This is a genomic window from Pseudomonas sp. P7759 (assembly GCF_013386445.1).
GTDB classification, from domain to species: Bacteria; Pseudomonadota; Gammaproteobacteria; order Pseudomonadales; family Pseudomonadaceae; genus Aquipseudomonas; species Aquipseudomonas azotoformans_A.
Genome location: NZ_JACART010000053.1, coordinates 1 through 26,193 on the forward strand (window position 1 = coordinate 1; position 26,193 = coordinate 26,193).

Below are 26,193 nucleotides of genomic sequence, written 5' to 3' on the forward strand. Positions count from 1 at the left end.
GCGCCATGGCGCCGGCCTCGCGTTTGGGGTTGTCGAACAATGCCACCGGCGTGCGTTTCACCTCCGCCTCCGGGTGCGCCGGGTAGGCCCACCAGCCGACGTTTTCTTCATTGACCAGCAACTGTTGGGTCGCGTCATCCACCTGGCAGAACTGTGCCGACGGCGGCAATGGCAAACCGCGCACGCGCTGAGGCTCGCCTAACAACGTCGAACCGTTGCCTACCAGCCATTGCTCGCCCTTGCCCTCTTCCCCCACCAGGAACACAAACAGGTTGGCGGCTGCGTCGCGGAACAGGCACAGGCCATTGACCGGGTAGTCGCGGGTGGGCAGGTACAGCGGTTTGCCAAAGGTTTTGCTCGCGGCATCAAGGCTCACCAACAGCGCTTGCTGGCGGTCGTTGTCGAGGCTGGCTACCAGCACCTGGGTGCCAGCAGCGCGGGTGTCAAGGCTGCTGAAATTGCCTTTGAAGCGGGCCAGTTCGGCACCTTGGTGGTCGAGCAATTGCAGGCCGTCGCGGGTGCTGGCGGCCAGGCGCTGGGGGCCGCCAGGTAGGAAGGCCACCGCTTCGGCATTCAGGTTTGGCGCCCAAGGGACCAGCGCCAGGTCGGCGGCCATGGCTGGACCACAGGTTGCTAGAGCGATCAGCAAATACAACTTGGAAATTCTCATGAACAAACAAATCCTTTGAAAACACTGGAGATCTACTGTGGGAGCGGGCTTGCTCGCGAAGGCGGCGACTCAGTTGATGAATCCGCTGCCTGACACACCGCTTTCGCGAGCAAGCCCGCTCCCACATTTGGAAAGTGGTTGAATTCAAAAATGGGTGAAGGTCAGGCCTACTTTGTAAGTCGGGCCATACTCTTCGTACTGGCCGTTGTAGCTGCGGTGGCCGGTGTAGACGAAGTAGGACTCATCGGTAAGGTTCTGGGCCTCGAAGCTGACTTGCAGGTTCTTGGTCAGCGAATAGCGCGCGCTGAAATCGACGAAGGTCTGGGCGTCGACATGCAGGTCGTGGGCCTTGTCGTTGATCGAGGCCAGCTCAAAGAGGTAGGCCGATTTGTAGTTGGCCGAGAGACGCAGGCTGAGCTTGTCGTTTTCCCAACCGAGCATCAGGTTGCCGACGGTGTCCGACTGATTGGGCAGGCTGATGTTGCGCTTGCGATTCGCGCCGCTGGTGCTGTCGAAGCCTTCAATGTCAGCACTGGAACGGCTGAACGTGGTGTTGGCACCGACCAGCAGGCCGTTCCACGGTGCCGGCAGCCAATCGAATTTCTGTGAGTAGGCCAGTTCCAGGCCGTAGAGCTTGGCGCTGTCGCCGTTGGCGTAGGTATGCGCCTCGGAAAAGTTGGTCCAGGCCCCGGTGCCGGCCAGGTCGGTGTTGTAGACGAAGTTCTTGATGTCCTTGTAGAACACGAATGCCGATACGGTGCCGGCGCGGCCCATGAAATGTTCGATGCCCAGGTCCAGGTTGCTCGATTCCAGGGGCTTGAGGTCCGGGTTGCCAAAAGTGGCTTCGTCATCGTCGATCACGAACCCCGGCGCCAACTGGCCGAAGGTCGGGCGCACCACCGATTTGGTCCAGGCCGCACGCACCTGGGTGTTCTTGTCGATCTGGTAGCGCGCATGCAGGCCCGGCAGCCAGTGGTGATAGCGGCGCTTGGTCTCGGTGGGCGTGAACACACCATCGGTGGCGCCAGTACCCTTGGCTTCGAACTCGGTGCCCTCGTAACGCAGGCCGGCGATGAAGCGCCAGTCGTCGATATCAACGGTGTTCATCAGGTAGCCGGCGTTGATGTCTTCACGGATAGTGAAGTCGTTGACCCGGGACTCGGTCTCGTCATAGAAGTCCGCAGCGTTGAGGCTGCCGATCAGCTGCTTGATGCTGCTGGGGCTGATGCCAGGCCCGTAGTTGCCCAGGCGATAGTCGACATTGCCCTTCTGGAACTGGCTGAGGTTGAGCTGGTCGGCGGTAAAACCGAGGGTGTCGAAGTCTTTGTAGACCCAGGCCTCCAGATCGTTGTCCTTGTTGCGACGGCTGACCTTGCCGCCGAACTTCACCTGGGACGCATAACCGCTCAGGTCGTAGTCGCGGGCCAGGTCCAGGCGCAGGTTTTTCTCGGTGTCCTGGGTGTTCTGTTTTTCCCAGTCGACCTTGTCGAGGGTGAAGTTGCGCGGGTCGTAGAAGCCGCTGCCGATGATCGGGCGGGGTTTGTCCTTGTCATAGAAGCCGCTGTTGGCAAAGTCGCCGCCGTCGAAGGTGGCACCGGCGATGTGCGCCGGGCTGTCTTCGCTGGACTGGCTGTAGCCGGCCTGGCCGCTCAGGGTCCACAGGCCGAGCATGCGCTCGCCGCCGAATACGTAGGACTGGATCTCCTGGGTTTCTTCGCGGTTCTTCAGCTTGCGCTTGGCCTCGGCATCGCCCAGTTCGCCGGCGGCCAGCGGGTCGGCAAATTCGAGGCTGGTGGCGTTGCGGGTCTCGGTGTCTTTGTAGCGGCTGTAGAGGGTGCGCAGGTAGTAGCTGCTGAGGTCATCGGGCTTGTAGTCGAAGTTCAGGCCGCCACCGGCACGTTCGCGGCTGATGTCGTAGTCGCGTTGCTCGAATTCATTGAGCTTGGCGCCATTGGTGAAATCCCAGGCGCCGCCGGTTTCGACGTTGTCCGAGCCGAAGTCACGCTTCTGCCAACTCAGCGCGGCGGCCACGCCGAAATTGTCGATGCCGTCGCCGAGGCTGAAACGGTTACTGGCGGCGCCGGAAAACTTGGGGCTGGTCTGGCTTGTGTTCTTGTCGTAGCTGGCCTCGGTGCTGCCGGTGTAGAACAGGCCCTTGTGGTCGAAGGCCGACAGGCTTTGCACATCAACGGTGCCGCCCAGGGAGTTGGCGTCCATGTCCGGGGTGAGGGTCTTGATCACCGACAGCGACTGCACCAGCTCCGAAGGCAGCACATCGAGGGCCACCGCGCGGCGTGCGCTTTCCGGGGCGGGCACCAGGGTGCCGTTGATGGTCACGCTGTTGAGGTCCGGGCCGAGGCCGCGCACGCTGACAAAGCGCCCTTCGCCCTGGTCGCGCTCCACGCTGATACCCGGCAGGCGCTGCGCTGCTTCCGCGACGTTCTCATCCGGCAACTGGGCCACGCCGTCGGCATGCACCACGCTCTTGATGCTGTCGGCGCTGCGTTGCTCCTTGAGCGCCTGATCAATGGCTGCCGCCTGGCCGACCACTTCGACGTGCTCGGTGTTGGCCACTTCGGCCGCCCAAAGCCGCTCGCTGGCCATCGCCAGGGCCAAGGCAGTAAGCGTGAAGCCGACGAGCCCGGTGCGCTTGTACATGCAATCCTCCCCAAGAATCCATTGGCGCCAGGCAAGAGGCCCGGCAACTGGGAGGGCACGCTAGGGGTGGGGGATGACGGTTCTGTGACAGGGGTTGGCGCAAAGCCACGTAAATCGCGGTTTTTAGCTTGTTCCGGCGAGCAAATGAGCTGAAATGACCTCGATCAAAATGTGGGAGCGGGCTTGCTCGCGAATGCGGTATTGCAGCTAGCACATGTGTGGCTGATCCACCGTATTCGCGAGCAAGCCCGCTCCCACATTTGTTTTGTGTTTGGCAGGAGATTGTGTGTATGCCATGAGCTGATTCGACCCCTCCCCACCGTCACGCAACCGTCACATCCATCTGCTGTGCTGGCGCCCATCGCTTTTTTGCCCAAGGACTCGCGGCCATGTTTTCCGTGCTCAAACCCCACCGCTGGAAACTCTCCCTGCTGCTGATCGCCGCCAACCTCGGGCTGATCCTGCACCTGGCCTGTGGGGAGCTCAAGAGCTTCAGCGAATGGGTGTGGCTGGATATCTTCGGCGAAGGCGGCTCTGCGCTGTTGGCGTTGGTGTGGCTGGGCCTGGTGCTGAAAAGCCGCCCTGCCGGGCGCGTCACCAACTACCTGGCGCTGGGCCTGTCGTGCATATTTTTCTCCTGGTGGATCGACAGCCTCGATGAGTTCATCCGCCTGCCCGACAGCATCACCTGGGATCACTGGCTGGAGTCCGGGCCGATGCCGGTGGGCATGATCCTGCTGACCATCGGCATCTACCACTGGCACCGCGAACAACTGGCGATCAGCGCGCAGATGGAAAAACGCGAGCGGTTGTTCCGCGAACACCGGCTGTTCGACAAACTCACGCCGCTGGCCGGTGCCGACTACCTCAAGCGCCAGTTGGCCGACAGCCTGCACGACAGCCACGCGCAGCAACAGCCGCTGTCGTTGCTGGCCCTGGACCTGGACAACTTCGCCGCCATCAACCAGGCCTACGGGCATGCCGAGGGCGATGCGGTGTTGCAGGCGCTCAGCCATTTGCTGTTGCTCAACCTGCGCCGCCAGGACCTGCTGTGCCGCCTGGCCGGTGACCGGTTTGTGGTGCTGTTGCCCAACACCGGCGAGCGCCAGGCCAAGGAGCTGGCGCTGGAGTTGCAGCAGGCCGTGCGTGGCCTGGCCCACAAGACCCGGCTGCACGGTGAGCGCCTACAACTGGCGGCAACCACCGCCGTGGTCATGGCGCTGGACGAGCCGCCCCACGACTTGCTCAAGCGCCTCAACCTGGCCCTGGCCAGGGCCAAGCAACCCCTGGCGAAAAGTGCCTGAGATGGCCGTCAAGACCAGTTGGTATGAAGCGGACAGTCGCTTCATCCCCGGGCACTACCAACCCGCCACGCTGATCGACCTGGCCCTGTCCCGGGACATCGACAGCCACCGCCTGCTGCGCGGCACCGGCTTGTTCCACGAAGACATCCTGGCCGGCACGGCGCGGCTGAGTCCGCAGCAGTTCCTCGGTTTGATCGGCAACAGCCGCAAACTGCTCGACGCCGACGACAGCAGCTTCCTGTTTGGCCAACGCCTGTTGCCCGGCTATTACGGCGCCGCCAGTCACGCGTTGGGCCATGCGCAGAACCTGCACCAGGCACTCGACATCCTGATCCAGCAACAGGTGCTGCTCAGCCCGTTGGTGACGCTGCAACTGGAACTGGATGAGCACCACGCCTACCTGTACTGGCTGGACAGTTGCGGTGCCGGCGAACACTGGCGCTTCTTGCTGGAAGCCAGCATGACCTCACTGGTTGCCATGAGCCAATGGCTCAGTGGCGAGCGCCTGCCATGGACGGCCAGCTTCAGCCATGCCGAGCCGCGCTATGTCGAGCAATACTGGGTGAACTTGGGGGAAGACACGCGTTTCGAGCGACCGCTGGACATGCTGAGCATCCCCCGCCAATACCTCACCCGTGCCTGGCCGGGCGCCTCGGCCACCGCCGGCCAGGTGGCGCGCCAACAAGCGCGCGAGCAGATCGAACAGCTGGGTTTCACCGGCAGTTTTCTGGATTGTCTCTACGACTACCTGCGCGATCAGGTGCGTCAGCCGCCGAGCCTGGAACAGGCCGCGCACGCCTTCGCCATGAGCCCGGCGACCCTCAAGCGCAAGCTGCATAAGCACGACACCGGTTTTCAGCAGCAGGTCGACCGTGTGCGCAAGCAAGTGGCGCTGCACCTGTATCAGGTCAAGGGCTATAGCAATGACGAAGTGGCGGCGTACCTGAACTTCAACGACGCGGCGAACTTTCGCCGCTCATTCAAGCGCTGGACCGGCAGCACGCCCAACCTGATCCGCCAGCTGTTCAACAGCCGCTAGCCAGGCGTTCACGCAGGAACTCCACCAGCGCCTGCACCGGCCGCGAGCTTTGCCGGTGTTGCGGGTACACCGCCGACAATGTCAGCGCTTCGGGGGCGAACTCGTCGAGGACGGTGACCAGGCTACCATCCTTCAAGGCATCGCCGACGATAAACGTCGGCAGGTAGGTCACACCCAAGCCGGCGATGGCGGTGTCGCGCAGCAAGTCGCCGTTGTTCACGCGCATACGCCCGCTCACATTCAGCGCCTGCAATTTGCCCTTGAAGCGCCATTGCACCTGGCGGCCATGGCCGTAGGGCAGGCAGTCGTGGTCAGAGAGGTCTTCCGGTTTTTGCGGCGTACCGCGCAGGGCCAGGTAGTCGGGGCTGGCACAGTACACCCGAGGGATGCTGGCGATACGCCGGGCAATCAAGGTGGAATCTTCCAGGGTGCCGATGCGCAGCACCAGGTCGTAGCCTTCGCCGATCAGGTCCACGGGACGGTCGCTCAAGTCGACCTCTACCGAGACTTGGGGGTGGCGCTGCAGGAACAACGGCAACAGGCAGCCCAGGTGGGCCATGGCAAACGACAACGGCGCGCTGAGGCGGAGGGTGCCACGGGGCTCGCTGTTCTGCCCGGCGATGCCCTGCTCCACTTGCTCGACTTCACCGAGCAGGCGCAAGGCGGACTCGTAGTAACTCTGGCCGAGTGGGGTGACATCAAGACGCCGCGTGGAGCGGTTGAGCAGACGCACGCCGAGGCGGTCTTCCAGCTGGATCAGGCGGCGGCTGACGAACTGCTTGGACAGGCCCAGTTGCTCGGCGGCGGCAGTGAAACTGCCGGATTCCATGACCTGGCAGAACAGGCGCATGTCTTCGAAGGGGTTCATTGTCGCTTCTCGGTGGACGATGGGCTGTTTTATAACCGGTTAGTCGCAACACCACAAAGCAAAATGTGGGAGCTGGCTTGCCTGCGATAGCGGTGTACCAGCCAACATTTCTGTCGACTGACACACCGCCATCGCGGGCAAGCCCGGCTCCCACAGGGTTTTGCGGTGTTTTTCGGGTGGGTTACTTGGTAAACGCCGAGTAGCTGTTCATCAGGTTGCGGTAGTTGGGAATGCGCGGCGACAGCAGGTTGGCCAGGCCTTCCATGTCGTTGCGCCAGTCGCGCTGCAATTCGCAGGCAACCGCGAACCAGTTCACCAATTGTGCCCCGGCGGCGGTCATGCGTGCCCAGGCCGCCTGTTGCACGGTTTCGTTGAAGGTGCCCGACGCATCGGTGACCACGAACACTTCAAAGCCTTCCTCCAGCGCACACAGGGTCGGGAACGCCACGCACACATCGGTCACCACACCGGCGATGATGATCTGCTTGCGGCCGGTGGCCTTGACGGCCTTGACGAAATCTTCGTTGTCCCAGGCGTTGATCTGGCCAGGGCGGGCGATGTATGGCGCGTCCGGGAACAGTTCTTTCAGCTCCGGCACCAGTGGGCCGTTGGGACCGCTTTCGAAGCTGGTGGTGAGGATGGTCGGCAGGTTGAAGAACTTCGCCACATCGGCCAGGGCCAGGACGTTGTTCTTGAATTCGTTGGGCGAGAAATCCTGCACCAGGGAGATCAGGCCAGTCTGGTGGTCGACCAACAGTACAACGGCGTCATCTTTGTTCAAACGAGGGCTAGCCATGGTTAAACTCCTTACGGGGATGGGAAATCAGAAAGCAAAGCACGAACAGCCAAACGCACCCCAGAACCCCTGGAAGTCGCTGACCGGCACGCTGGAAAGCCGCGCTTTTTCGTGGCTGTGGACATGCACGCCACACGGGCCGCTGCATTGGTGAACCTGAGCCTGCAACGGCGAGCTTGGGCGCCAGTGACCCGGCACCTTGACCACCGGCGACCAGTCCGGCAGCACCGGCACGCGGGGCGGTGCGAAATCTTCGAAGTCACCGGCGCCGTAGACCACCTTGCCGCCAACCACGGTGAGCACCGATTCAATCCACTTGATCGCTTCTTCATCGACACTGAAGAAGTCCGCTGACAACGCGGCCACGTCCGCCAGTTGACCGACCTTGATCTGGCCCTTCTTGCCCTGCTCGGACGAGAACCAGGCGCTGCCATGGGTGAACAGTTCCAACGCAGTAAGGCGCGGCAGGCCTTCGGCGTGCAGCTCCAGGCCGCCAACGGTGCGACCGCTGACCATCCAGTACAGCGAAGTCCACGGGTTGTAGCTCGACACCCGCGTCGCATCGGTGCCCGCGCCGACCGGCACGCCTTCGGCAAGCATGCGCTTGATCGGCGGCGTGGCTTCGGCCGCCTTGGCGCCGTAACGCTCGACGAAGTACTCACCCTGGAACGCCATGCGGTCCTGGATCGCAATACCGCCGCCGAGGGCGCGTACACGCTCGATGTTTTTCGGGGTGATGGTTTCGGCATGGTCGAAGAACCACGGCAAGCCATTGAACGGAATGTCGCGGTTGACCTTCTCGAACACGTCGAGCATGCGCGAGATGGACTCGTCATAGGTCGCGTGCAAACGGAACGGCCAGCGCTGCTCCACCAGGTGGCGTACCACCGGTTCGAGTTCCTGCTCCATGGTCAACGGCAGGTCCGGACGCGGCTCCAAAAAGTCCTCGAAGTCGGCCGCCGAGAACACCAGCATCTCGCCCGCGCCGTTGTGGCGCAGGTAGTCATCGCCCTGGTGCAGGGTGACGCTGCCGGTCCAGTTCTTGAAGTCGCTGAGTTCTTCCTTGGGCTTCTGGGTGAACAGGTTGTAGGCGATGCGCACCGTCAACTGTTCGTCCTTGGCCAGTTGCTCGATCACCGCGTAGTCATCGGGGTAGTTCTGGAAACCACCGCCGGCATCGATGGCACTGGTCAGGCCCAGGCGATTGAGTTCACGCATGAATTGGCGAGTCGAGTTGACCTGGTATTCCAGGGGCAGTTTCGGGCCTTTGGCCAGGGTCGAATACAGGATCATCGCGTTGGGACGCGCTACCAGCATGCCGGTCGGGTTGCCGTTACTGTCGCGCACGATCTCGCCGCCCGGCGGGTTCGGCGTGTCCTTGGTGTAGCCGGCCACACGCAGCGCGGCGCGGTTGAGCAAGGCACGGTCGTACAGGTGCAGCACGAACACCGGGGTGTCCGGTGCGGCCTGGTTGAGTTCTTCCAGGGTCGGCATGCGCTTCTCGGCAAACTGGAATTCGTTCCAGCCACCCACCACGCGGACCCATTGCGGCGTCGGCGTGCGGTCCGCCTGGTCCTTGAGCATGCGCAAGGCATCGGCCAGGGACGGCACGCCTTCCCAGCGCAGTTCGAGGTTGTAGTTCAGCCCGCCACGGATCAGGTGCAAGTGCGAGTCGTTGAGGCCGGGGATCACTGTGCGGCCCTTGAGGTCGATGACCTGGGTGCCACTGCCGCGCAGGGCCATGGCTTCACCGTCGGTGCCCACGGCGACGAATCGCCCCTGGTGAATGGCAACGGCCGTGGCACGCGGATTTTCACGGTCCACGGTGTGGAACTGGCCATTGAACAGAATCAGATCGGCGTTCATAGGGTTTCCTTTACAGAGGCTTCAAGCCAGGGAGCGAACAGGCGGGTGGCCGCCGGCATCAACAGGTAGACCACCAGCAGCACGATGGTCAGGGTGATCAGGAAGGTGGCGACCACGTAATTGGAAAGGAACGGGTGCAGACGCAACACCGGGCCCCAGATGATTGGCACCAGCAGGGTCAGCGGCAGGATCACGAACAGGGTGACCACCGCCTGTTTCCAGCGTGGCGGCTTGGCAGCGTTTTCGGTTTCGGGGTTGAACCAGAATTCGTTGACCGCACCGATTTCGGTGTTGTCGCCGTCGGCGAGCATGGGGGAGGCTTCGGCGACCAGGGTTTTGCGTTCGGGGGAGTCGAGCCAGGTTTCGAGGTCTTCTGTGGAGCGGTAGCGTAATACGCAGGTGAACAGCGCCAGGTTGCCTTGCTTGCCGCGTACCACATCGACGCCCAGGTGGCCTGGGCGTGCGCCGGCGATGCGTACGATGCGGCGCAACCAGGCTTCGTAGTCGGCTTCTCGGCCTGGTTTGATCAGGTGTTTGACCACCAGGGTGACGACTTCGTCGGAGCCTGGTTGTGTAGCTGGGTCCATGGGGTGTCCCTCTGCCTTGATGTTTCAGCGATGAGGGAGTTTGCAGGGATTGGGAGTGCGGAAAATTGGATGTACGTGCTGTTTAGGCTGTGTTGGATGCCAGTCAAGCTAAACGCGTACGCCGAGCATGCCGGCGGTGATAACCAGTGTCACCAGCGCACCGATCCCGATCACCGTCCAGGTCAAGGTCGCGCAACGTGTTTCGCTCACCCCATGGTTGCGCAGTACCCCGCGCAAACCGCAGGCCAGGTGTGCGATCAGCAGGAACACCGCCAGGGAGTAATGCGGCACCAGGCGGATACTCCAGGCATCGGCCAGCAAGCCCACCGGTTCGGCCACGGCCCAGGCGTAATCGGTGTCGGTGCCAAAGTAGCGTGCCAGGGTGAACACTGAGTTGATATGGGAGGCGATAAACAGCGCCAGGTACGCGCCGGATGCCGTCTGCAAGGCGTCCAGCAGATCGGCGCGCTGCTGGGTCCTGGGGCGGATCAGCACCAGGCCGCTGAGTATCTGGAAGAAGAACGTGACAATGATGATCGGCTCCAGCCAGCCGTTGCGGTAGACCCCGCGCAACACCTCCATCACCGCCCGATGCGCATCGCTGCCCAGCACGCCGAACAAATGGTTGAACAGATGTGGCGCCAGGAACACCAACAGGATCGCCACCGACGCAATGCCATGGGCAACCCGCAGCTTGACGTAGGTACGCGCGTGCCGACTGAAATCAATGCTCGGCAATGTGCTCGACACCATCGAGAAGTAGGCGATCAACGCCAGCCACAGGCCGCTCCACACCCAGAGGTCATGGCCATTGATCTTCATCAGGTACAGCAACACGCCCATCAGCGTGTAGGCCGGCGGCGCGGCTACGGCCAGGCAGGCCAGGCGGCGGGCAAGTACCAGGCGTGCCGTCATCACCGGCTGCATGCCTGTGACGAAGACGCAGTAGAACGCCAGCACCGGCACCGCATAGGCACTCAACATCAACGCCAGCGTCACCGGCGCGCCAGCCTCGGCAACATGGGCCTGGTTGCTCCATTGCAGCGCCCAGGGGTAATAGAGCACGGCAGCGAATGGCAGCAGCCAGAGCCATTCGAGCCGGGTGTGGCTGAGCTTGTGTACGTGTGACATGGCAACGTCCTTACTCATGGATTTTCCCTCGCGACCCTACGGACTGGCCCGCGGAAAACCCAGGTCCAATCCCACGCTTTTTGCCTACTCCACTGCGCTAGAGCAACGGGATGCTGTAGCTGACAATCAACCGTGTCTCGTCCTTGTCGGCCGTGTCGTTACCGCGTAGTACTGCGCTGCGCCAGGTAAATCCCAGGCCTTTCAACGTGCCGGTGGGGATCACGTAATCCAGGCGCAAGTCGCGCTCCCATTCACGGTTGTCGCGACTCGCGGTGCGGATATGGCTGCCGTGCAGGTAAGTCACGCTGGAGCGCAGCCCCGGCACGCCAAGGCTGGCAAAGTCATAGGCGTAGCTGCCGACGGTGGCCTGCTCGCCTGCATTCACGAACTTCAGCGACTGGGAATTGGTGATCAGGTACAGGGAGCGGCCCTGGCCCTGGTTGATGTGCGGGAAGTCACTTTGCCCGCTGGTTTTCTGGTAGCCGAGGCTCAGCGAGTGCCCGCTCAAGGCATAGGTGAACATCGCGCTCCACAGGCGGTTGTCGACCTTGCCCGCATTGACGCCCGGCCCGTAGTAACCCGAGCTGACATAACCTTCGCCGCGTCCGGCAGCGCTGCCATTCTTGCCGTCGGCGGTGCTGTAGAAATACCGCAGGTCGCTCTTGAGTTGGCCCACCGGCAGTTGCCAGTTGTGCACCAAACCGAGGAAATGCTGCTGGTAAAAGTTCTCGAGGCTCGCGTAGTAGTACTGCACCTGCAACTGCTTGCTGACGGCGTAGTCCACGCCGCCGTAATAGAACTGGTTGCTCGCCTTGCCTTTGATGGGGTCGTTGGCACCGGCAATCGACAGCCCTTGGCCATTACTGGAGTTACGGTCCATCACCTGCTCGATCTTGCCAGCGATCAGGTTGACGTCCTTGAAGTCCTTGGACTCCACTTGATACCCCCGGAAGGTCTGGGGCAACAGGCGACCGTCTTCGGTGGTCAGGATGGGCAGCTTGGGCATCAGGCTGCCGGCCTTGAGTTGGGTCTGGGCGATCCGCATCTTGCCGGTGATGCCGGTCTTGCTGAAGTCATGGGCGGCCTTGCCATCGTCCAGCGGAAAGACGCTGCCGGGGGTATTGTCTGCGCCGGCCTTGCCCGCCCGGCCCGAAGCGTCCAGGCGCAGGCCGTACCACTCTTGCAGATCCACGCCCAGGCCGACCGTGCCCTCGGTGAAACCCGACTGGTAATTGAACATGAAGGCCTGGCCCCACTCCTTGTCCGAGGCGGCCTTGGCGTTGCGGGTGTCCTGGTTGTAATAGAAATTGCGCAGGTCGAGGCTGGCTTTGCTGTCGTCGATAAAACCCGACGCAGCCGCCTGCTGCGCTGCGCCGAGGGAGACGGCGAGCGCCAGGCAAGTCTTGTGGTTCATGAAGGCTCCGAGAAGTGATTGAGGCGATCCCGCCTGCGCCCTGTTTTTTTGTCGGCCAGGTGCTGCGGCATTCAGCGGGAGCGCGCACGGTATAGGGTTGGGGCACAGGGAAAAAGCCGGCAAAACTGCCAATCACTTTTTCAGTTTGGGTAACAATCCGGCGAACGGTGAGCGTGTATCCAGCAGCGAGGTGCGGATGAAGTGCAGATAGCTTTCCACCCGGCGTAACGCCGAGGTTTCGAAGTGCGCCTCGAAGGGTTCTACGCTGTGCTGCACACACTCGATCGCCTGTTCCACCGCGGCCAATGCACGCTGCCATGGCTTATGCTCCGGTTTCAGGAACAGGCGAACCAACGCCCGCCCCATGCCGCGTACCGCTTGGCGCCAGGCAGTAGACTCGGCGTAGCAGGCCAGCGTCGGCAGCTGCGCCTGTTCGCGGCGCAGCTCGATAATCGCGTGGCCCACGTCCAGCACCACAAAGGTCCAGCGCAGCAGGCGGTGTTGCACCTGGGGCTGGCCGGCCGACAAGCCATGGGCCTGGTTCAACAGATCACGCGTGCCGCTTTCGAAGCCTGAGCCCAGCGCCGGCAAAGGCGCGTTGATGGCGAACACGACGCGACGACGCAGGTCCTGTTCCAGCCGACGCCACAACCACGGGCTGTTGGGCGGCAGGATGATCGCCCCGGCTGCCGCGCACACCAGCATGCCAAACACCATGGCGAGGTAGTCGTTGATCAGGCCATAAGGGTTGTAGAGCGTGGGGTTGCCGGGTATCGAACTGGTGCCGAAAAACACCAGCATGCCCAGGCCGTAGCCCGCCCATTGCGGCTTGGCCAGCAGAAACGAACCGAGCATGATCACCGGCGCAATCACCAGGCACAGCAAGGGGAACCCATCGATCTGCGGGTAGACGAAGAACACTTCGAAAATGCCGATCACCGCCGCTGCCAGCGTCCCGCAGGCAATCTGGAATGACATCCGCCGGGGGTTGGTGGAGAACGCCGACAGCCCCACCGTCAGTGCAGACACCAGGGTCATCGCCGCGCCGCTGGGCCAGGCGGTGGCGATCCACAGGGCACACAACACCAGCAATACCAGCGCTGCACGCAGGCCTGCCGCAAGCGCCGCCAGCCAATTGGTCTGGGGTTGGAAGGGCTCGGCCCAGCGCTCACGCACGGGCTGATGGTCGGCCAGGGATGCATGGGTCTGGGCGTAGCGGTGCAACTCGTCGGCGAAGCGATAGAGCAGCTCGCACGCCGTGTGAAAGTCCAGCCAATCGTCGGCGTGGGGATGGGCGCGCAACAGCTCGGCGCGCAGGTGGCGGATCTGCATCGGCAACCCCTGCGTGTAGCGTTGCAGCCGTGCCGACAGGTGCGCCGCATCCAGGTCCGTCAGCACCTGGCCAGCGAACGGCTCCAGCACCTTGACCAACGCAACCAGGCCTGGGTCGACGGCGTTCAGCACTGCCGTGGCACCGCGCACCTGCAAGCGGTCCAGCAACTGATGCAGCGCGTTGAAGCGTGTGGTGATGGCCATGAACTCGACATTGAGGCGATCAAGCCGGCCCTTGCGTCTGCGCAGTGCAGGGTCTTCGAACACGCTGACGCTGCGTAACCCTTCCAGGCCCACTGCTTCGGCAATGAAGCGCAGGTTGGTGGCCTCGAATGCCGCCTGGTCGTGGCTGCCGCGCAGCCCGCTCAGCACAAATGCGGCGAAGCGGCCGAAGCGTTGATAGAGGGTATTGCGCAGGGCGGCGCCTGCCGTATTGGGCAACAGCGTTGCGCTGACCAGGGTGGCGCACAGCACGCCGAGGGTAATTTCCAGCACACGCCAGACCGCTGCCATGAACACCTGTTCCGGGTGCCCCACCACCGGCAAGCCGACCATGACCGCCGTGTACCCCGCCAGCACAAACCCGTAGGCACGAAAGTGACGATTGCGCGCCGCGCCACACGAACACACGCCCACCCACAATGCCAGGCCAGTCAGGAACAGCTCGGTGCTTTGGGCAAACAGGGCCATCAACAGCACCATGAACGCCGACCCCACCAAGGTGCCGATTACGCGATAAACGCTCTTGGCCAGGACATGCCCGCTGAACGGCTGCATCACGATAAACACCGTGGTAATCGCGGTGCTGGGCTGTGGCAATTCCAGGCGCATCGCCAGCCACAACGCGAGGTACGACGCGATCAGCACCTTGAACAGGTAGACCCACATCACCCCATCGGTGCGCGCCCATTCCAGGAAACCCCGACGCCAGGGCAGCGCTGTGAGCCAGCGCGGAAACTCAGTGAGTGATGGCACGAAAAGACGACTCCCGACAAGCTGGCTGGCACACAAGGCCGGCGACTTTAGGCAGTTGTGCCAGGGTCGGTAAGTCATCCAGAACGTGAATGACTGTTACGCAAAACTCCACAATAAATAGCGTTTACAGCGCCCAGCGTCTTCATGTCACACTGGAAAAACTCGTCATCCCTGGTAAGCCCCGATGGACATTCTGCAGAACATGCGCATCTTCCGTTGCGTCGCCGAAGCCGGCAGTTTCACCAGCGCGGCCTTGCGCCTGAAGACCAACACCACCCACGTTTCGCGCTCCATCTCCAACCTGGAGGCCCACCTGCGCACGCGCCTGTTCAATCGCACCACGCGCCGCATTGCCCTCACCGAATCCGGGCAACGCTACCTGCTGCGGTGCGAGCAGATCCTGCATTCGATCGAAGAAGCCGAAGTGGAAGCCGGCGATGCCCACACCCGTCCCATCGGCCAGCTCAAGGTGCATTCGATGACGGGCATCGGCCAGCATTACGTCGTGGACGCCATTGCCCGTTACCGCCAACACTACCCGGACGTGACCTTCAACCTGAGCATGAGCAACCGTACGCCCGACCTGGTGCACGAGGGTTTCGACGTGTCCATCGTGCTGGCCATCGACTTGCCGGACTCCAGCCATGTTTCGCAAAAACTCGGGACGACCTACAGCATCGTCTGCGCATCGCCTTCCTACGTGAAAAACCACGGTATCGCGCAAGTTCCCAAGGACCTGCTCGACCACGCCTGCCTGCGCCTGGTCAGCCCCGTGATCCCCCTGGAGGACTGGACGTTCGACGGTCCCAACGGCAAGGAAAACGTCATCATCACCCACTCGCCGTTCCTGGTGGACTCGGTCGACGCGATGAAAACCGCGATCAGCAATGACATGGGTATCGGCATTCTGCCGGTGCACGCCGCGATCAAGGGACTGCGCAGCGGCAGCCTGGTCCGCGTACTGCCCGACTACCGCCTGGAAGAACTCAGCCTGTACGCCATCTACCCTTCCCGGCATTACCTGGATGCCAAGATCAAGACCTGGGTGGAATACCTGCGCAGTTCCCTGCCGGAAGTGCTCGCTGACCATAAGGCCGTGCTGAAAACCCGCGCACCGCTCAGCGTCGTCGAGTCATAACGACTACAGCTCGTCATTGCGACTACAAAACGTTGTGGTCAAAATGACCTGGAACTCACTATCCACTTGATTTATTTACAGTTATTAGCTGGCATGGTTCCTGATGGGTGTGAAGTGAATCTTCGACACCCACAGAGAGATCACCATGAGCAATGAATTCAACCAACGCCTTGCCGTCGTCACCGGCGCCAGTTCCGGTATCGGCCTGGCCGTGACCCAGCGCCTGCTCGAACGCGGTGCGAAGGTGGTGGCGATGTCGCGTCAATGGGGTGGGCTCGGCGAGCTGGCCGAGACGTTTAGCGAGCAGTTGTCGTGGCTCAGCGGCGATGTCACCGAGGCTGCCGACCTGGCACGCCTGGCGCAATTGGCAGCATCGATCGGCCCGGTGGATTGCCTGGTGCCAAACGCGGGGATTGCACAGCTGGCCGACGGGCTCGACCTGGCGGCGTTTGACCGACAATGGGCGGTCAACGGGGCCGGCGCGCTGAACACCCTGGGCAGTCTGCGCGGGCAGTTGGCAGCGCAGGCGTCGGTCGTGTTCATCGGGACGTTCCTGGAGCGGGTGACCTTCCCCGGATTGGCCGCCTACATTGCCTCAAAAGCCGCGCTGCGGGCCCAGGTTCGCACCCTTGCGGTGGAGCTGGCGCCCCACGGCATTCGGCTGAACATGGTCTCGCCCGGCCCGACCGCCACCCCGATCTGGAGCACGCTGGGGCTCAATGACGAGTCACTCGGCTCCGTGGCGAAGACCGTCAACGCACGGCTGCTCGACGGGCAGTTCCTGGAACCCGGCGCGGTGGCCGATGTGATCCTGTTCCAGCTGAGCCAAGGCGCACGCAGCGTATTCGGCCAGGACTGGGTAGTGGACGGCGGGTATACCTTGCGCTGATCACGCCCGTGCAGGCAGGCCCTTGGCATCGCCGAATGCCAGGGCCTTCCAGGCAATCACCAGCAGCGACAACCCGGCAAAGACCAACCCGCAGCCAATCACCCCGGTGGTGCCGAAGGCATTGATGAACAGACCGCCCATGGAGGCGCCGATCACCACGCCGGCATTCGCCGACGACACGTAAAGGCTGGTCGCGAACTCATGCGCCTGGGGTGCCGAAGACGTGAGCCAGACTTGCGTGACGACCAGGCCGCAGGTATGCGCCGCGCCCCAGAGCAACACGATCACACTCATCGACCCCCACGACAGGCTGCCAAACCCATACAACACCAGGTACGCCACCGCCAACACCACCGGATACCCCACGGCCGTCACCACCAGGTGTCGACTGAGCAAACGCCCCACCAGCAGATTACCGACCACACCGCCGATGCCAAAGATCACCAGCATCAGGCTGATGGTCTGGCCGTCCATGCCAACCTGGGTCTTGAGGTATTCGGCGGCGTAGCTGTACACCGAAAACATCGTGCTGAATACCAGCACGGTGGCAATGATCGCCAGCCACACCGAGAGGCTGCGCAGCACGGCCAGTTGCTTGCCGAAACTCAACGGCGCCGCGCGCGGATGATCGGGCAGTTTGATCAACACACCCAACGCCGCCACTGCCGTGGCCAGTGCACAAAAATAGAACGAGGCTTCATAGGAAATACGCGCGCCCACCCAGGTAGTCAACGGCACGCCCAGCACCAGCCCGAGGGTGGTACCCACTACCGCCAGGGCCGTGGCATGGGCAGCGCGCTCCTTGGGGTACAGCGAGACCGCCGTGGAAAATGCCGCAGCAAAAAACACCGGGTGCAGCATGGCCGGGATCACGCGCAGCGCCATCAGCGTTTCGAAGTTCGGCGCAAACGCCGACAACACACTGCACACCGAGAAGCCCAGCAACGCCCCCACCAGGATCTTCTTGCGCGCCAGACGCGAGGCCAGCAACACCAGGAACGGCCCCAGCACCGCGACGATCAACGCAAACAAGCCCATCAACCACCCCGCCTGGGACACGCTGATACCGAAACGCTCGACGATCATCGGCAAAATGCCCACCACGCCAAATTCCAACGTGTACAGGCCGAACAACCCAAGAATGAGGTAGATCACGGGCTGACCTCGATCACCACTTTGCCGAAAGCGCCACGCTTCAAATGAGTGAAGGCTTGAGGCACCTCGGTAAACCGGTAGGTGTGGTCGATCACCGGGGCAAGGGTGTGTCGATCCACCATGCGGATCAGGTCTTCAAGGGCGCGGCGCGGGCCCACGGCCACACCGACGATGGATGCGCGCTTGGCCAGCAGGCTCATCAGCGGCGCGCTCAACTGGTCACTCTCCAGCAAGCCGATCACCGAGATACGCCCGCCGTTGGCCACCGCTTGCAGTGAGCGCGCCAGGTTGTCGCCGCCGGCCATTTCCAGCACATGCTCGGCGCCGCGTCCGCCGGTGAGTTCCAGCACCGAGGTGTGCCAGTCCGGCACGCGCCCACGGTGGATGCCATGGGTCGCGCCCAACCCAACGGCACGCGCAATTTTGTCATCGCTGCTGCTGGTGATGATCACGCGGGCGCCGTGGACCGCCGCCAGTTGCACGGCAAACAGCGACACGCCGCCGGTGCCTTGCACCACGACGGTCTGGCCGGCGTGCAGGTGGCCGAGTTCAACCAGGGCCATCCAGGCCGTCAACCCCGCCACCGGCAAGGTACTGGCCTGCGCGGCGCTCAGCGAGCGTGGCGCCAGGACGCACCACTCGGCGGGTGTGGCCACATACTCAGCGAGCATGCCGGGGATCGGACCGCCTTGTGGCGGTGCCTCGGTCCAGGACAAGGGCTGGCCATCGACCCAGCCGGCAAAGAAGCTCGACAGCACCTGGTCGCCCACGCTGAAACGCTGCACGCCCTCGCCCACCGCCATCACCGTGCCCGTCATGTCCGAGGCCGGGGTGAAGGGAAATTGCACGCTGGCGCCCATGCCGTTTTCCGCCACTTCGGCATCACGGTAGTTGAGCGATACCGCCGCAACGCGCACCAGCACTTCCCCGGCTTTTGCGACCGGTCGCGGCACGCGGGCCAGGTGCAAGGTGTGAAGACCAAAGCTCGGGATTTCCCAGCGCTGCATCATGTCGGTCATGTTCAAGTCTCTCGTGAAGGATTTGGCGCAAGGATAAGAACCGCGCTTCACGGGATTAAGTAGGGGGCAGTTCCTGTGTCTGCGGAGCTTTCATTCCGCAATGCCGGCAATTGCGCTAGGGTAGCGGCACTTCCCGTCGCCAATCGGTGCATCGATGGACAGCCTCACCACCCTGAATGCCTTTGTGCAGGTCGCCCACACCCACAGTTTTGTCGGCGCCGGGCGTGTGCTGGGCGTTACTGCATCGGCGGTCGGCAAAAGCGTGGCGCGGCTGGAGGAACGCCTGGGCGTCAGGCTGTTTCACCGCAGTACGCGCAGCGTGACCCTGACCGCCGAGGGCGAACTGTTCCTGGAGCGAAGCCGGCGCATCCTGCTGGAGATCGAGGAAGCCGAGGCGGAGTTGTCCCAGGTCAGCCAGGCGCCCCGTGGCCGTCTCAAGGTCAGCCTGCCGCTGGTGGGTCATCCGTTTCTGCCGGTACTGGCCGACTTCAAGAAGGACTATCCCGACGTCGAGTTGGACCTGAGCTTCACCGACCGCCGCGTGGACGTGGTGGAAGACGGCTACGACGCGGTGCTGCGCAGCGGCGAAGCGCCGGACTCGCGCTTGAGCTCACGGCTGGTCGGGGACTACCGGATGATCGTCGTGGCAGCCCCAGCCTACCTCGCCAGCCGAGGCACGCCTGGGCAACCGAGTGACCTGGCCGCGCACAGCTGCATCCTGTTCCGCTTCCCCAATACCGGCAAGTTGCAACGCTGGCCGCTGCGCCAGGACGGCGTCGAGCTGGATATGCAGTTGCCCGCCGCGATGACCTGCAACAACCTTGAAGCCAGGGTGTGCTTTGCGCGCCAGGGCATTGGCCTCGCTTACTTGCCTGACTTTGCCATACGTGAATGGCTCGAAAGCGGCGAATTGGTGCAGGTGCTGCACGACTGCACCGAACGCGGCAGCTTTCGCATGATGTGGCCATCGAGCCGGCACCCGTCGCCCAAGCTGCGCGTGTTTATCGACGTTCTCAAGGCGCGGCTGTTTGCCTGATCAGGCGTGATCAAACCGCTCACGCGCACGGCGGAATTCATCGCCCTTCTCCACCACCCAGGTCCACAACGGGATCATATGCACCAGCAGTTCCGTACCCAGGCTCGACAGCTCGTATTCGACCCTGGGTGGTACTTCGCGAAAGTCATGGCGCAGCACTAAACCGTCACGTTCCAGCTGGCGCAAGGTGCGGGTCAGCATGCGTTGGGTCACGCCCTGCATGCGCCGGCCGATCTCGGCGTGACGCAGGCACCCGCTCACCCCCAACACATGCACGATGCCCAAGGACCAGCGGTTTCCCGCGTGAGTCAGCACCTCGCGCTTGAGGCCATCGTCGTCGGCGCTGAGGGCGTCGCAGGCGGCTTGCGAGCGGCGGATGATCTCGTCGTTATCCATGGAAGAGCCTCGGTATCACGGGTGTGCCTTCTTATGCGCAGCGATTAATTCTGCAAGCATGCCACGACTTTCCACACAGACGGAGCCTCCTATGACCCCCTCTTCTCTCCTGGTACTCGGTGCCGGCGAACTGGGCATGGCCGTGTTGCACGCACTGGCCGAGCTGGCCGAGCCCCGCACCACACGCATCGCTGTACTGCTGCGCCCCGCCAGCCTGCACTCGGCGGCGGCCAACACCCTGCGTGAGCGCGGTATTGAACTGGTCGCCGGTGATCTACAGAACGATAGCCAAGGTGCGCTCGCCGAACGGTTTGCGCCTTTCCACACTGTGATCTGCTGCACCGGTTTCGCCGCCGGCCCCGGCACCCAACGCAAGCTGGCACGCGCGGCCATTGAAGGCGGCGTGCAGCGCTATGTGCCGTGGCAATTCGGCGTGGATTACGACGTGATCGGTCGCGGCAGCCCGCAAGACACGTTCGACGAACAACTGGATGTGCGCGACCTGCTGCGCGGGCAACAGGCCACGCAATGGCTGATCATCTCCACCGGCATGTTCACCAGTTTTCTGTTCGAGCCGTCATTTGGCGTAGTCGACCTGGCGCAAAACCGCGTGCATGCCCTGGGCGACTGGGACACCGCCGTCACAGTCACCACACCGGAAGATATCGGCCGGTTGACCGCACGCATCGTGCTGGCCGAACCGGCGCTGAGCAATCAGGTGGTGTTCACCGCCGGCGACACCCTGACTTATGGGCAATTGGCGGACACCGTGGACGCCACCCTCGGCCTGCAACTCCAGCGCGAAGCCTGGTCGGTGCCAAGGTTGCTGGCAGAATTGGCCCAGGACCCCGACGACAACCTGAAGAAGTACCGCGCCGTATTCGCCCAGGGTAACGGCGTGGCCTGGGACCCCGCCGTGACCTTCAATGCCGGGCAGCGCATTGCGGTGACAGGCGTCGAGCAATGGATCCGACAGCACCTCAAGGCACCGACAACCACCCACTGAAACCACCGCGCGCCGTTAACGGGCACCAGGCGAAATCCCAAGGAGACGGCGGTAACGCCTGCGGTTCGGCCCCGAAAAAGCGGGGGGCTTTCCAATCGACAACCCGTGACGCCTGCCAGGCCAGGGCCACTCCCTGGGCCTGGCTTGCGTCCGTATTGACCCAGCGCGCGGCAGCCGCCGCCATGAACGCCTCGATCGGTTCGTCGTCGATCTGCGCCCGATACGGCGAGCCCAGCAGCCAACGGCAGACATTCAGGTGATAGGTCCAATCCAGTGGCGGCCGATGGCGATAAGCCCAGGTCATAAAGCTGCGGAACAGGTTCAATCCTTCAGGCGGATCCAGCTTGAGCAGCGCCGGGCAGATATCGAACAGGGTGTGCCAATACGGCAACAACCGCGCATCCAGGTGCACGAAGTTGCGGGAATTACTCGGGTATTCAGGCGGCGCCGGTTCCGCGTGCAGGCGGCGGGACGTCTTGCTGACCAGGCGGCTGGCGCCTGCGGGCAACAGGTGGTTCATAAAACGCACTCACAGTCATGACGAGGGAATGCCACCCGATCACGGGAGGCCCAAGGCATACGTCAGAATGCGGGGGAAGCGCGGGGGTTGGCCGACGGCCAGGAATAACGCGGCGGCGCCTTGTTGCGCCGCTCATGAGCCGGGCGCGGGGTTTGTCCCAGGCCGAGCAACCAGGCCAGGCCGACCAAAAACACCAGGGCGACCGTCAAGGCGTTGCAGACCGGGCAAGCAAAGTAGTTCGAGATGTTGCTGGAAGACGGGCTGCCTAACCCTTTGTCGGAAAGTGGCGCTGGCTTGCCGTCCACCGAACAGAACGCCCCGCCGATGCCATTCAACTCCTGGCCCATCATCTGCCCATGCCCCAAACCGCAGACGAACAGGTTCATCAGCACGCAGAAGTACAGGGCCCAGGCAATCAGGGAACGGTCGGGGTGGCTCAATTTCATGGCGGCGACTCTACCACCAGAGCCGCCCAAGGATGAAGTGTCGCAGGCCCCTGTGGCAGAACGTCGCAGATTACGTGCACTTCCCAGGGTTGGTAGACTGGGCGCCCTCAAAGCCTGACGTATTGATCCAGAGCAATGCAGGCGTTTCACAGGATGCACAGTTGATGAGTACCTTATTCACCCGCCGCAAAGTGCTGACCGGAATGGGCCTGCTGGGCCTGGGCAGCCTGCTGGGCGGCTGTGACTACAGCCCCAAGCTGAACTTCAAGTACGGCAAGGACCTGAGCGACAAGATCATGGGCCGTACTTTCAAGCTCAAGAACACCGACGGCGAAACCGTCACCTTGAGCTCGTTCCGTGGCCTGATGCCGGTGGTGTTCTTCGGTTTCACCCAATGCCCGGCCGTGTGCCCGACCACCCTGGCGCGCGCTGCGCAGGCCAAGAAGCTGATGGGCCGCGACGGCGAAATCATGCAGGTGGTGTTCATCACCCTGGACCCGGAACGCGACACCCCCGAGATTCTCGACAAGTACGTCAAGGCTTTCGATCCGAGCTTCGAAGCGCTGTACGGCACCCCGGAAGAAATCGCCGTGGCCGCCAAGGAGTTCGGGATCTTTTATGAAAAGATCCCCGCCGGCGACACCTACACCCTGTCCCACACCGCCACCAGTTTCGTGTTCGACACCCGTGGCAACCTGCGCCTGGGCCTGCAGGCATCCCTTACCGCTAAAGAGTGCGCAGAAGACCTGCTCACCGTCATGGAGGTCTGCTAATGACTGCCGTTCAACACCTCAAACGCACCCTCATCGGCATGACCCTGCTGGGCCTCGCCGCCCACGCCAGTGCCCAGGTGCAAGTCACCGACGCCTGGGTACGCGCCACCGTGCCGGGCCAGCCGTCGAGCGGCGCGTTCATGACCGTCACCGCCGACACTGACAGCAAACTGCTGAGCGTGGCCTCGCCGGTGGCCAAGGACGTGCAGATCCATGAAATGAGCATGAAGGACGACGTCATGCGCATGGGCCCGGTGGACTCGGTAGCCCTGCCCGCCGGCAAGGCCGTGACCCTCGACCCCAACGGCTACCACGTAATGCTGATGGGCCTGACCGGCCAGATCAAGGAAGGCGACCAAGTGCCGCTGACCCTGACCGTACAAAATGCCAAGGGCGAAAAGCAGGCGATTGAAGTGAAGGCCCCGGCCCGTGGCGTAGATGGGATGGACCACAGCAAGATGCATTGAGGCACAGGCTTCTGTGGTGAGCGGGCAAGCCCGCTCACCACAGAAGCCCTGCTCGAATCAGTCACACAACAATAGGCAACCGGCGCACGCGCTTGCCCGTCGCCGCAAACACCGCGTTCACCACCGCCGGAGCAATCGTCACCGTCGACACCTCGCCAATCCCACCCGGTGTTTCCTCGCTGTCCAGCAGGTACGTGTCGATCAGCGGCGCTTCATTCATCCGCAGCAGGCGGTAGCTGTCGAAATTGGCCTGTTCCACTCGCCCATCCTTGAAGGTGATGTTGCCGAACAACGCCGCCGTCAGGCCGAAGATTGCCCCACCCTGCATCTGCGCGACCACGCTGTCGGGCACGATGGCACGGCCGCAGTCCACCACGCAGGTGACCTTGTGCACCCGCACCTGGCCCGCCTCCACACTGACTTCTGCCACCTGCGCCGCGTAGGTGCCAAAACAAAAGGTCAATGCCACCCCCCGACCACGTCCTGGCGCCAGCGACGCGCCCCATTGGGCGTGTTGCGCCACGGCCTCCAGCACCTTGCGCGCACGCGGATGTTTGTCCAGCAGGGCCAGGCGATAGACGATCGGATCCTGCCCAGCCAGATAGGCCAGTTCGTCGATGAAACCTTCCACCATAAACACATTCTGGGTATGCCCCACTCCCCGCCAGAAACCCGTGGTAATGCCGGCGGGCGGTTCGTGGCGCACGTAGTTCACGCCGATATGGGCGAAGTCATAGGGGCCGCTGGGGTCGCGGATTGCATCACCGTCGATGCCATGGGTGAAGCGCTCCGGCAACCAGCGCGCGAGGATCGATGAGCCGGTGACTTTATGGGTCCACACGGTGGGTTTGCCGCTGGCATCGAGCCCGGCGCTGAGGTGGTTGAAATGGTAAGGACGCAAGGTGCTGTGGCGGGTGTCTTCCTCACGCGACCAGATGACTTTGAGGGGAAATGTCACTTGCTTGGCAAAGGCCACGGCGTGGGCCACGAAGTCCACGTCCAGGCGCCGACCGAAGCCGCCGCCGAGCAAATGGTTGTGTACCTGCACCTGGTTTTCCGCCAGGCCCGTCTGCTGCATCGCCACCGCCTGGGCCCGCGCCGGTACCTGGCTGCCGAGCCACAGGTCACAGCCATCGGGCCGTACATGCACGGTGCAGTTCACCGGCTCCATGCACGCATGCGCCAGAAACGGCACTTCGTACACGGCCTCCAGGATCTTGCTGGCGCCGGCCAACGCCTGTTCGGCGTTGCCCACGGTCTTCACCACCGCACCCGCCGCCTGGGAGGCCTGTTCGATATCCGCGAGCATCTGCGCCGTGGAGAACTGGCCATTGATGCCTTCGTTCCACTGCACACTCAGCAGCGCCAGGGCCTTGCGCGCAGCGCCCATGTGCTCGGCCACCACGGCCACGGCAGTGTCGGTACGCAACACCTGCAGCACGCCCTTCACCGACAGCGCGGCGTGGTCATCGACGCTGACCAGAGTGCCGCCGATTACCGGGCAGGTCAGGATCGCGGCCACCTTGAAGCCCTCAGGCCGTGCATCGATGCCATAGCGGGCAGTGCCGTTGACCTTGCTGGCCGAGTCGGTGCGCTGGCGGGTCAGGCCGATCAGTTGGAAGTGTTCGGCGCTCTTGAGTTCGACCTTGTCCGGCAGCGGCAAGGTCGCGGCCTTTTGCACCAATTCGCCATAGGCCAGTTGCCGTTGGCTGTCGGCGTGATAGACCACGCCTTCGCGCGCGCTGCAACGGCTTGGCGCCACGTTCCAGTACAAGGCGGCGGCCTCCAGCAGCAAGGTGCGCGCAGTGGCCCCGGCCTGACGCAAAGGGGTCCAGGCACTGCGTACCGAGGTGGAACCGCCCGTGACCTGGAAACCCAGCAACGGGTTGGCATAGCGTTTGTTATCCGCGGGGGCGTGCTCGAGGGTGACCTGATCCAGGCGCACTGCCAGCTCTTCGGCAATCAACACGGGGATCGAGGTGTAGGTGCCCTGCCCCATTTCCACCTGGGCGATGGTGAAGGTCACCCGGCCGTCGCGATCGATCCGGATAAACGCATTCGGCGCAAACACCCCGGTTTCATCCGCAACAACCTGCCCCATGGGCAAACTCAGGCTCAGCAGCAAACCACCGCCGCTGGCGGCACTGACCTTGAGAAAACCACGTCGTGTGATCATGCGCTGGCCGCCTGCTTGATCGCCGCACGGATGCGCACGTAGGTGCCGCAGCGGCAGATATTGCCGGCCATGGCGTTGTCGATATCGCTGTCACTGGGGTTCGGGTTGCCGGCCAACAACGCTGAGGCGGACATGATCTGCCCGGACTGGCAGTAGCCGCATTGCACCACTTCCAAGTCACGCCAGGCGGCCTGGATCTTCTGGCCGGCGGGGGTCTCGCCGATAGCTTCGATGGTGGTGATGCTGGCCCCTACCAACGCACTCACCGGCATCACGCACGCGCGGATCGGCGTGCCATTCATCTGCACCGTGCAGGCGCCGCACAGGGCCATGCCGCAACCGAACTTGGTGCCGGTCATGCCCAGCACATCGCGCAACACCCAGAGCAGCGGCGTGTCGTCGTCGACATCCACGGTGTGCGGGGTGCCATTGATATTCAGCGTCTGGGCCATGGGACAACTCCTGAGGATGGACGGACCATCTTAGGAGCACGCCGTGCGGCACAGAACGTCGCCAGCCCGCATAGGCTATG

23 protein-coding genes and 1 pseudogene are annotated in these 26,193 nt (G+C 63.0%); 8 read left to right on the plus strand and 16 right to left on the minus strand.

Translation table 11 applies throughout. The annotated features are described in order from the left end of the window. Both HX823_RS27565 and HX823_RS27570 read right to left on the minus strand, forming a co-directional pair. Positions 1–670: pseudogene (locus tag HX823_RS27565) on the minus strand (3-phytase); the annotation flags it as partial. A 144-nt stretch (positions 671–814) separates the two neighbouring features. Beyond that, complete coding sequence (locus tag HX823_RS27570) at positions 815–3,328, minus strand: TonB-dependent receptor (protein WP_177077726.1); 2,514 nt, start codon at positions 3,326–3,328, stop codon at positions 815–817. A 389-nt stretch (positions 3,329–3,717) separates the two neighbouring features. Between HX823_RS27570 and HX823_RS27575 the strand changes: the two genes are divergently transcribed. Both HX823_RS27575 and HX823_RS27580 read left to right on the plus strand, forming a co-directional pair. Continuing rightward, positions 3,718–4,632: a GGDEF domain-containing protein gene (locus tag HX823_RS27575; RefSeq protein WP_033897155.1), complete on the plus strand. Its 915-nt coding sequence runs from the start codon at positions 3,718–3,720 to the stop codon at positions 4,630–4,632. Between the two features lies 1 nt (position 4,633). Beyond that, positions 4,634–5,671 carry an AraC family transcriptional regulator gene (locus tag HX823_RS27580; protein WP_038846118.1) on the plus strand — a complete coding sequence of 346 codons (1,038 nt, stop codon included), beginning with the start codon at positions 4,634–4,636 and terminating at the stop codon, positions 5,669–5,671. On the opposite strand, the gene HX823_RS27585 is transcribed toward HX823_RS27580, so the two are convergent. The 7 genes from HX823_RS27585 to HX823_RS27615 form a co-directional block, all read right to left on the minus strand. Further along, positions 5,658–6,539: a LysR family transcriptional regulator gene (locus HX823_RS27585; RefSeq protein ID WP_038846116.1), complete on the minus strand. Its 882-nt coding sequence runs from the start codon at positions 6,537–6,539 to the stop codon at positions 5,658–5,660. The genes HX823_RS27580 and HX823_RS27585 overlap by 14 nt on opposite strands. A gap of 181 nt (positions 6,540–6,720) precedes the next feature. After that, entirely contained in the window at positions 6,721–7,335 is a 615-nt protein-coding gene (gene ycaC, locus HX823_RS27590; RefSeq protein ID WP_016980087.1) for an isochorismate family cysteine hydrolase YcaC, read from the minus strand. A 27-nt stretch (positions 7,336–7,362) separates the two neighbouring features. Continuing rightward, the gene (locus HX823_RS27595) at positions 7,363–9,201 is read right to left on the minus strand and encodes an amidohydrolase (protein WP_177077728.1); all 1,839 of its coding nucleotides are present in this window, start codon (positions 9,199–9,201) and stop codon (positions 7,363–7,365) included. Then, positions 9,198–9,788: an antibiotic biosynthesis monooxygenase gene (locus HX823_RS27600; RefSeq protein WP_038844242.1), complete on the minus strand. Its 591-nt coding sequence runs from the start codon at positions 9,786–9,788 to the stop codon at positions 9,198–9,200. Before HX823_RS27600 ends, HX823_RS27595 begins: the two co-directional genes overlap by 4 nt. 108 nt (positions 9,789–9,896) lie before the next feature. Beyond that, entirely contained in the window at positions 9,897–10,937 is a 1,041-nt protein-coding gene (locus tag HX823_RS27605; protein WP_256350284.1) for a hypothetical protein, read from the minus strand. A gap of 79 nt (positions 10,938–11,016) precedes the next feature. Then, positions 11,017–12,333, minus strand: a complete 1,317-nt coding sequence (locus HX823_RS27610) for an OprD family porin (RefSeq protein WP_177077730.1) — start codon at positions 12,331–12,333, stop codon at positions 11,017–11,019. Between the two features lie 132 nt (positions 12,334–12,465). After that, positions 12,466–14,553 (minus strand): FUSC family protein, encoded by a 2,088-nt coding sequence (locus tag HX823_RS27615; protein WP_256350285.1) that lies wholly within the window; start codon positions 14,551–14,553, stop codon positions 12,466–12,468. A 271-nt stretch (positions 14,554–14,824) separates the two neighbouring features. Here HX823_RS27615 and HX823_RS27620 point away from each other — a divergent pair, with 271 nt between their 5' ends. Further along, positions 14,825–15,778, plus strand: coding sequence for a LysR family transcriptional regulator (locus tag HX823_RS27620; RefSeq protein ID WP_038844248.1), 954 nt, complete (start codon positions 14,825–14,827; stop codon positions 15,776–15,778). Positions 15,779–15,923: 145 nt separating this feature from the next. Further along, positions 15,924–16,667 (plus strand): SDR family NAD(P)-dependent oxidoreductase, encoded by a 744-nt coding sequence (locus tag HX823_RS27625; protein WP_038844250.1) that lies wholly within the window; start codon positions 15,924–15,926, stop codon positions 16,665–16,667. Here HX823_RS27625 and HX823_RS27630 read toward each other — a convergent pair whose 3' ends face one another. Together HX823_RS27630 and HX823_RS27635 are read right to left on the minus strand one after the other, a co-directional pair. Continuing rightward, positions 16,668–17,822 carry an MFS transporter gene (locus HX823_RS27630; protein ID WP_177077734.1) on the minus strand — a complete coding sequence of 385 codons (1,155 nt, stop codon included), beginning with the start codon at positions 17,820–17,822 and terminating at the stop codon, positions 16,668–16,670. After that, positions 17,819–18,841 carry an NAD(P)-dependent alcohol dehydrogenase gene (locus HX823_RS27635; protein ID WP_177077736.1) on the minus strand — a complete coding sequence of 341 codons (1,023 nt, stop codon included), beginning with the start codon at positions 18,839–18,841 and terminating at the stop codon, positions 17,819–17,821. Before HX823_RS27635 ends, HX823_RS27630 begins: the two co-directional genes overlap by 4 nt. A gap of 154 nt (positions 18,842–18,995) precedes the next feature. On the opposite strand from HX823_RS27635, the gene HX823_RS27640 reads away from it, so the two are divergent. Next, the gene (locus HX823_RS27640; protein ID WP_177077738.1) at positions 18,996–19,877 is read left to right on the plus strand and encodes a LysR family transcriptional regulator; all 882 of its coding nucleotides are present in this window, start codon (positions 18,996–18,998) and stop codon (positions 19,875–19,877) included. Here the strand turns inward: HX823_RS27640 and HX823_RS27645 are convergent, their stop codons facing one another. Next, positions 19,878–20,273 carry a helix-turn-helix domain-containing protein gene (locus HX823_RS27645; protein ID WP_177077740.1) on the minus strand — a complete coding sequence of 132 codons (396 nt, stop codon included), beginning with the start codon at positions 20,271–20,273 and terminating at the stop codon, positions 19,878–19,880. It lies immediately after the preceding gene. Positions 20,274–20,364: 91 nt separating this feature from the next. On the opposite strand from HX823_RS27645, the gene HX823_RS27650 reads away from it, so the two are divergent. After that, complete coding sequence (locus HX823_RS27650; RefSeq protein WP_177077742.1) at positions 20,365–21,279, plus strand: aromatic alcohol reductase; 915 nt, start codon at positions 20,365–20,367, stop codon at positions 21,277–21,279. Here HX823_RS27650 and HX823_RS27655 read toward each other — a convergent pair. Together HX823_RS27655 and HX823_RS27660 are read right to left on the minus strand one after the other, a co-directional pair. Further along, positions 21,254–21,799, minus strand: a complete 546-nt coding sequence (locus tag HX823_RS27655; protein WP_177077744.1) for a putative natural product biosynthesis protein — start codon at positions 21,797–21,799, stop codon at positions 21,254–21,256. The two genes, HX823_RS27650 and HX823_RS27655, sit on opposite strands and share 26 nt — an antisense overlap. A gap of 62 nt (positions 21,800–21,861) precedes the next feature. Then, positions 21,862–22,245, minus strand: a complete 384-nt coding sequence (locus HX823_RS27660; protein WP_033901858.1) for a DUF2946 domain-containing protein — start codon at positions 22,243–22,245, stop codon at positions 21,862–21,864. 164 nt (positions 22,246–22,409) lie between these two features. Between HX823_RS27660 and HX823_RS27665 the strand changes: the two genes are divergently transcribed. Together HX823_RS27665 and HX823_RS27670 are read left to right on the plus strand one after the other, a co-directional pair. Further along, complete coding sequence (locus HX823_RS27665) at positions 22,410–23,018, plus strand: SCO family protein (protein WP_016976099.1); 609 nt, start codon at positions 22,410–22,412, stop codon at positions 23,016–23,018. Continuing rightward, the gene (locus HX823_RS27670; RefSeq protein ID WP_033896646.1) at positions 23,018–23,485 is read left to right on the plus strand and encodes a copper chaperone PCu(A)C; all 468 of its coding nucleotides are present in this window, start codon (positions 23,018–23,020) and stop codon (positions 23,483–23,485) included. The genes HX823_RS27665 and HX823_RS27670 overlap by 1 nt, the downstream gene beginning before the upstream one ends. Before the next feature lie 61 nt (positions 23,486–23,546). On the opposite strand, the gene HX823_RS27675 is transcribed toward HX823_RS27670, so the two are convergent. Together HX823_RS27675 and HX823_RS27680 are read right to left on the minus strand one after the other, a co-directional pair. Further along, positions 23,547–25,661 carry a molybdopterin cofactor-binding domain-containing protein gene (locus tag HX823_RS27675; RefSeq protein WP_177077746.1) on the minus strand — a complete coding sequence of 705 codons (2,115 nt, stop codon included), beginning with the start codon at positions 25,659–25,661 and terminating at the stop codon, positions 23,547–23,549. Then, positions 25,658–26,113: a (2Fe-2S)-binding protein gene (locus HX823_RS27680; protein ID WP_177077748.1), complete on the minus strand. Its 456-nt coding sequence runs from the start codon at positions 26,111–26,113 to the stop codon at positions 25,658–25,660. Before HX823_RS27680 ends, HX823_RS27675 begins: the two co-directional genes overlap by 4 nt. Between the last annotated feature and the right edge of the window lie 80 nt (positions 26,114–26,193).

Bases quoted from the DNA above. Each gene is read 5' to 3' on its own strand.
- HX823_RS27570 (WP_177077726.1), bottom strand. From the start codon at position 3,328: ATGTACAAGCGCACCGGGCTCGTCGGCTTCACGCTTACTGCCTTGGCC.
- HX823_RS27575 (WP_033897155.1), top strand. From the start codon at position 3,718: ATGTTTTCCGTGCTCAAACCCCACCGCTGGAAACTCTCCCTGCTGCTG.
- HX823_RS27580 (WP_038846118.1), top strand. From the start codon at position 4,634: ATGGCCGTCAAGACCAGTTGGTATGAAGCGGACAGTCGCTTCATCCCC.
- HX823_RS27585 (WP_038846116.1), bottom strand. From the start codon at position 6,539: ATGAACCCCTTCGAAGACATGCGCCTGTTCTGCCAGGTCATGGAATCC.
- ycaC (WP_016980087.1), bottom strand. From the start codon at position 7,335: ATGGCTAGCCCTCGTTTGAACAAAGATGACGCCGTTGTACTGTTGGTC.
- HX823_RS27595 (WP_177077728.1), bottom strand. From the start codon at position 9,201: ATGAACGCCGATCTGATTCTGTTCAATGGCCAGTTCCACACCGTGGAC.
- HX823_RS27600 (WP_038844242.1), bottom strand. From the start codon at position 9,788: ATGGACCCAGCTACACAACCAGGCTCCGACGAAGTCGTCACCCTGGTG.
- HX823_RS27605 (WP_256350284.1), bottom strand. From the start codon at position 10,937: ATGAGTAAGGACGTTGCCATGTCACACGTACACAAGCTCAGCCACACC.
- HX823_RS27610 (WP_177077730.1), bottom strand. From the start codon at position 12,333: ATGAACCACAAGACTTGCCTGGCGCTCGCCGTCTCCCTCGGCGCAGCG.
- HX823_RS27615 (WP_256350285.1), bottom strand. From the start codon at position 14,553: ATGTGGGTCTACCTGTTCAAGGTGCTGATCGCGTCGTACCTCGCGTTG.
- HX823_RS27620 (WP_038844248.1), top strand. From the start codon at position 14,825: ATGGACATTCTGCAGAACATGCGCATCTTCCGTTGCGTCGCCGAAGCC.
- HX823_RS27625 (WP_038844250.1), top strand. From the start codon at position 15,924: ATGAGCAATGAATTCAACCAACGCCTTGCCGTCGTCACCGGCGCCAGT.
- HX823_RS27635 (WP_177077736.1), bottom strand. From the start codon at position 18,841: ATGACCGACATGATGCAGCGCTGGGAAATCCCGAGCTTTGGTCTTCAC.
- HX823_RS27640 (WP_177077738.1), top strand. From the start codon at position 18,996: ATGGACAGCCTCACCACCCTGAATGCCTTTGTGCAGGTCGCCCACACC.
- HX823_RS27645 (WP_177077740.1), bottom strand. From the start codon at position 20,273: ATGGATAACGACGAGATCATCCGCCGCTCGCAAGCCGCCTGCGACGCC.
- HX823_RS27650 (WP_177077742.1), top strand. From the start codon at position 20,365: ATGACCCCCTCTTCTCTCCTGGTACTCGGTGCCGGCGAACTGGGCATG.
- HX823_RS27655 (WP_177077744.1), bottom strand. From the start codon at position 21,799: ATGAACCACCTGTTGCCCGCAGGCGCCAGCCGCCTGGTCAGCAAGACG.
- HX823_RS27660 (WP_033901858.1), bottom strand. From the start codon at position 22,245: ATGAAATTGAGCCACCCCGACCGTTCCCTGATTGCCTGGGCCCTGTAC.
- HX823_RS27665 (WP_016976099.1), top strand. From the start codon at position 22,410: ATGAGTACCTTATTCACCCGCCGCAAAGTGCTGACCGGAATGGGCCTG.
- HX823_RS27670 (WP_033896646.1), top strand. From the start codon at position 23,018: ATGACTGCCGTTCAACACCTCAAACGCACCCTCATCGGCATGACCCTG.
- HX823_RS27675 (WP_177077746.1), bottom strand. From the start codon at position 25,661: ATGATCACACGACGTGGTTTTCTCAAGGTCAGTGCCGCCAGCGGCGGT.
- HX823_RS27680 (WP_177077748.1), bottom strand. From the start codon at position 26,113: ATGGCCCAGACGCTGAATATCAATGGCACCCCGCACACCGTGGATGTC.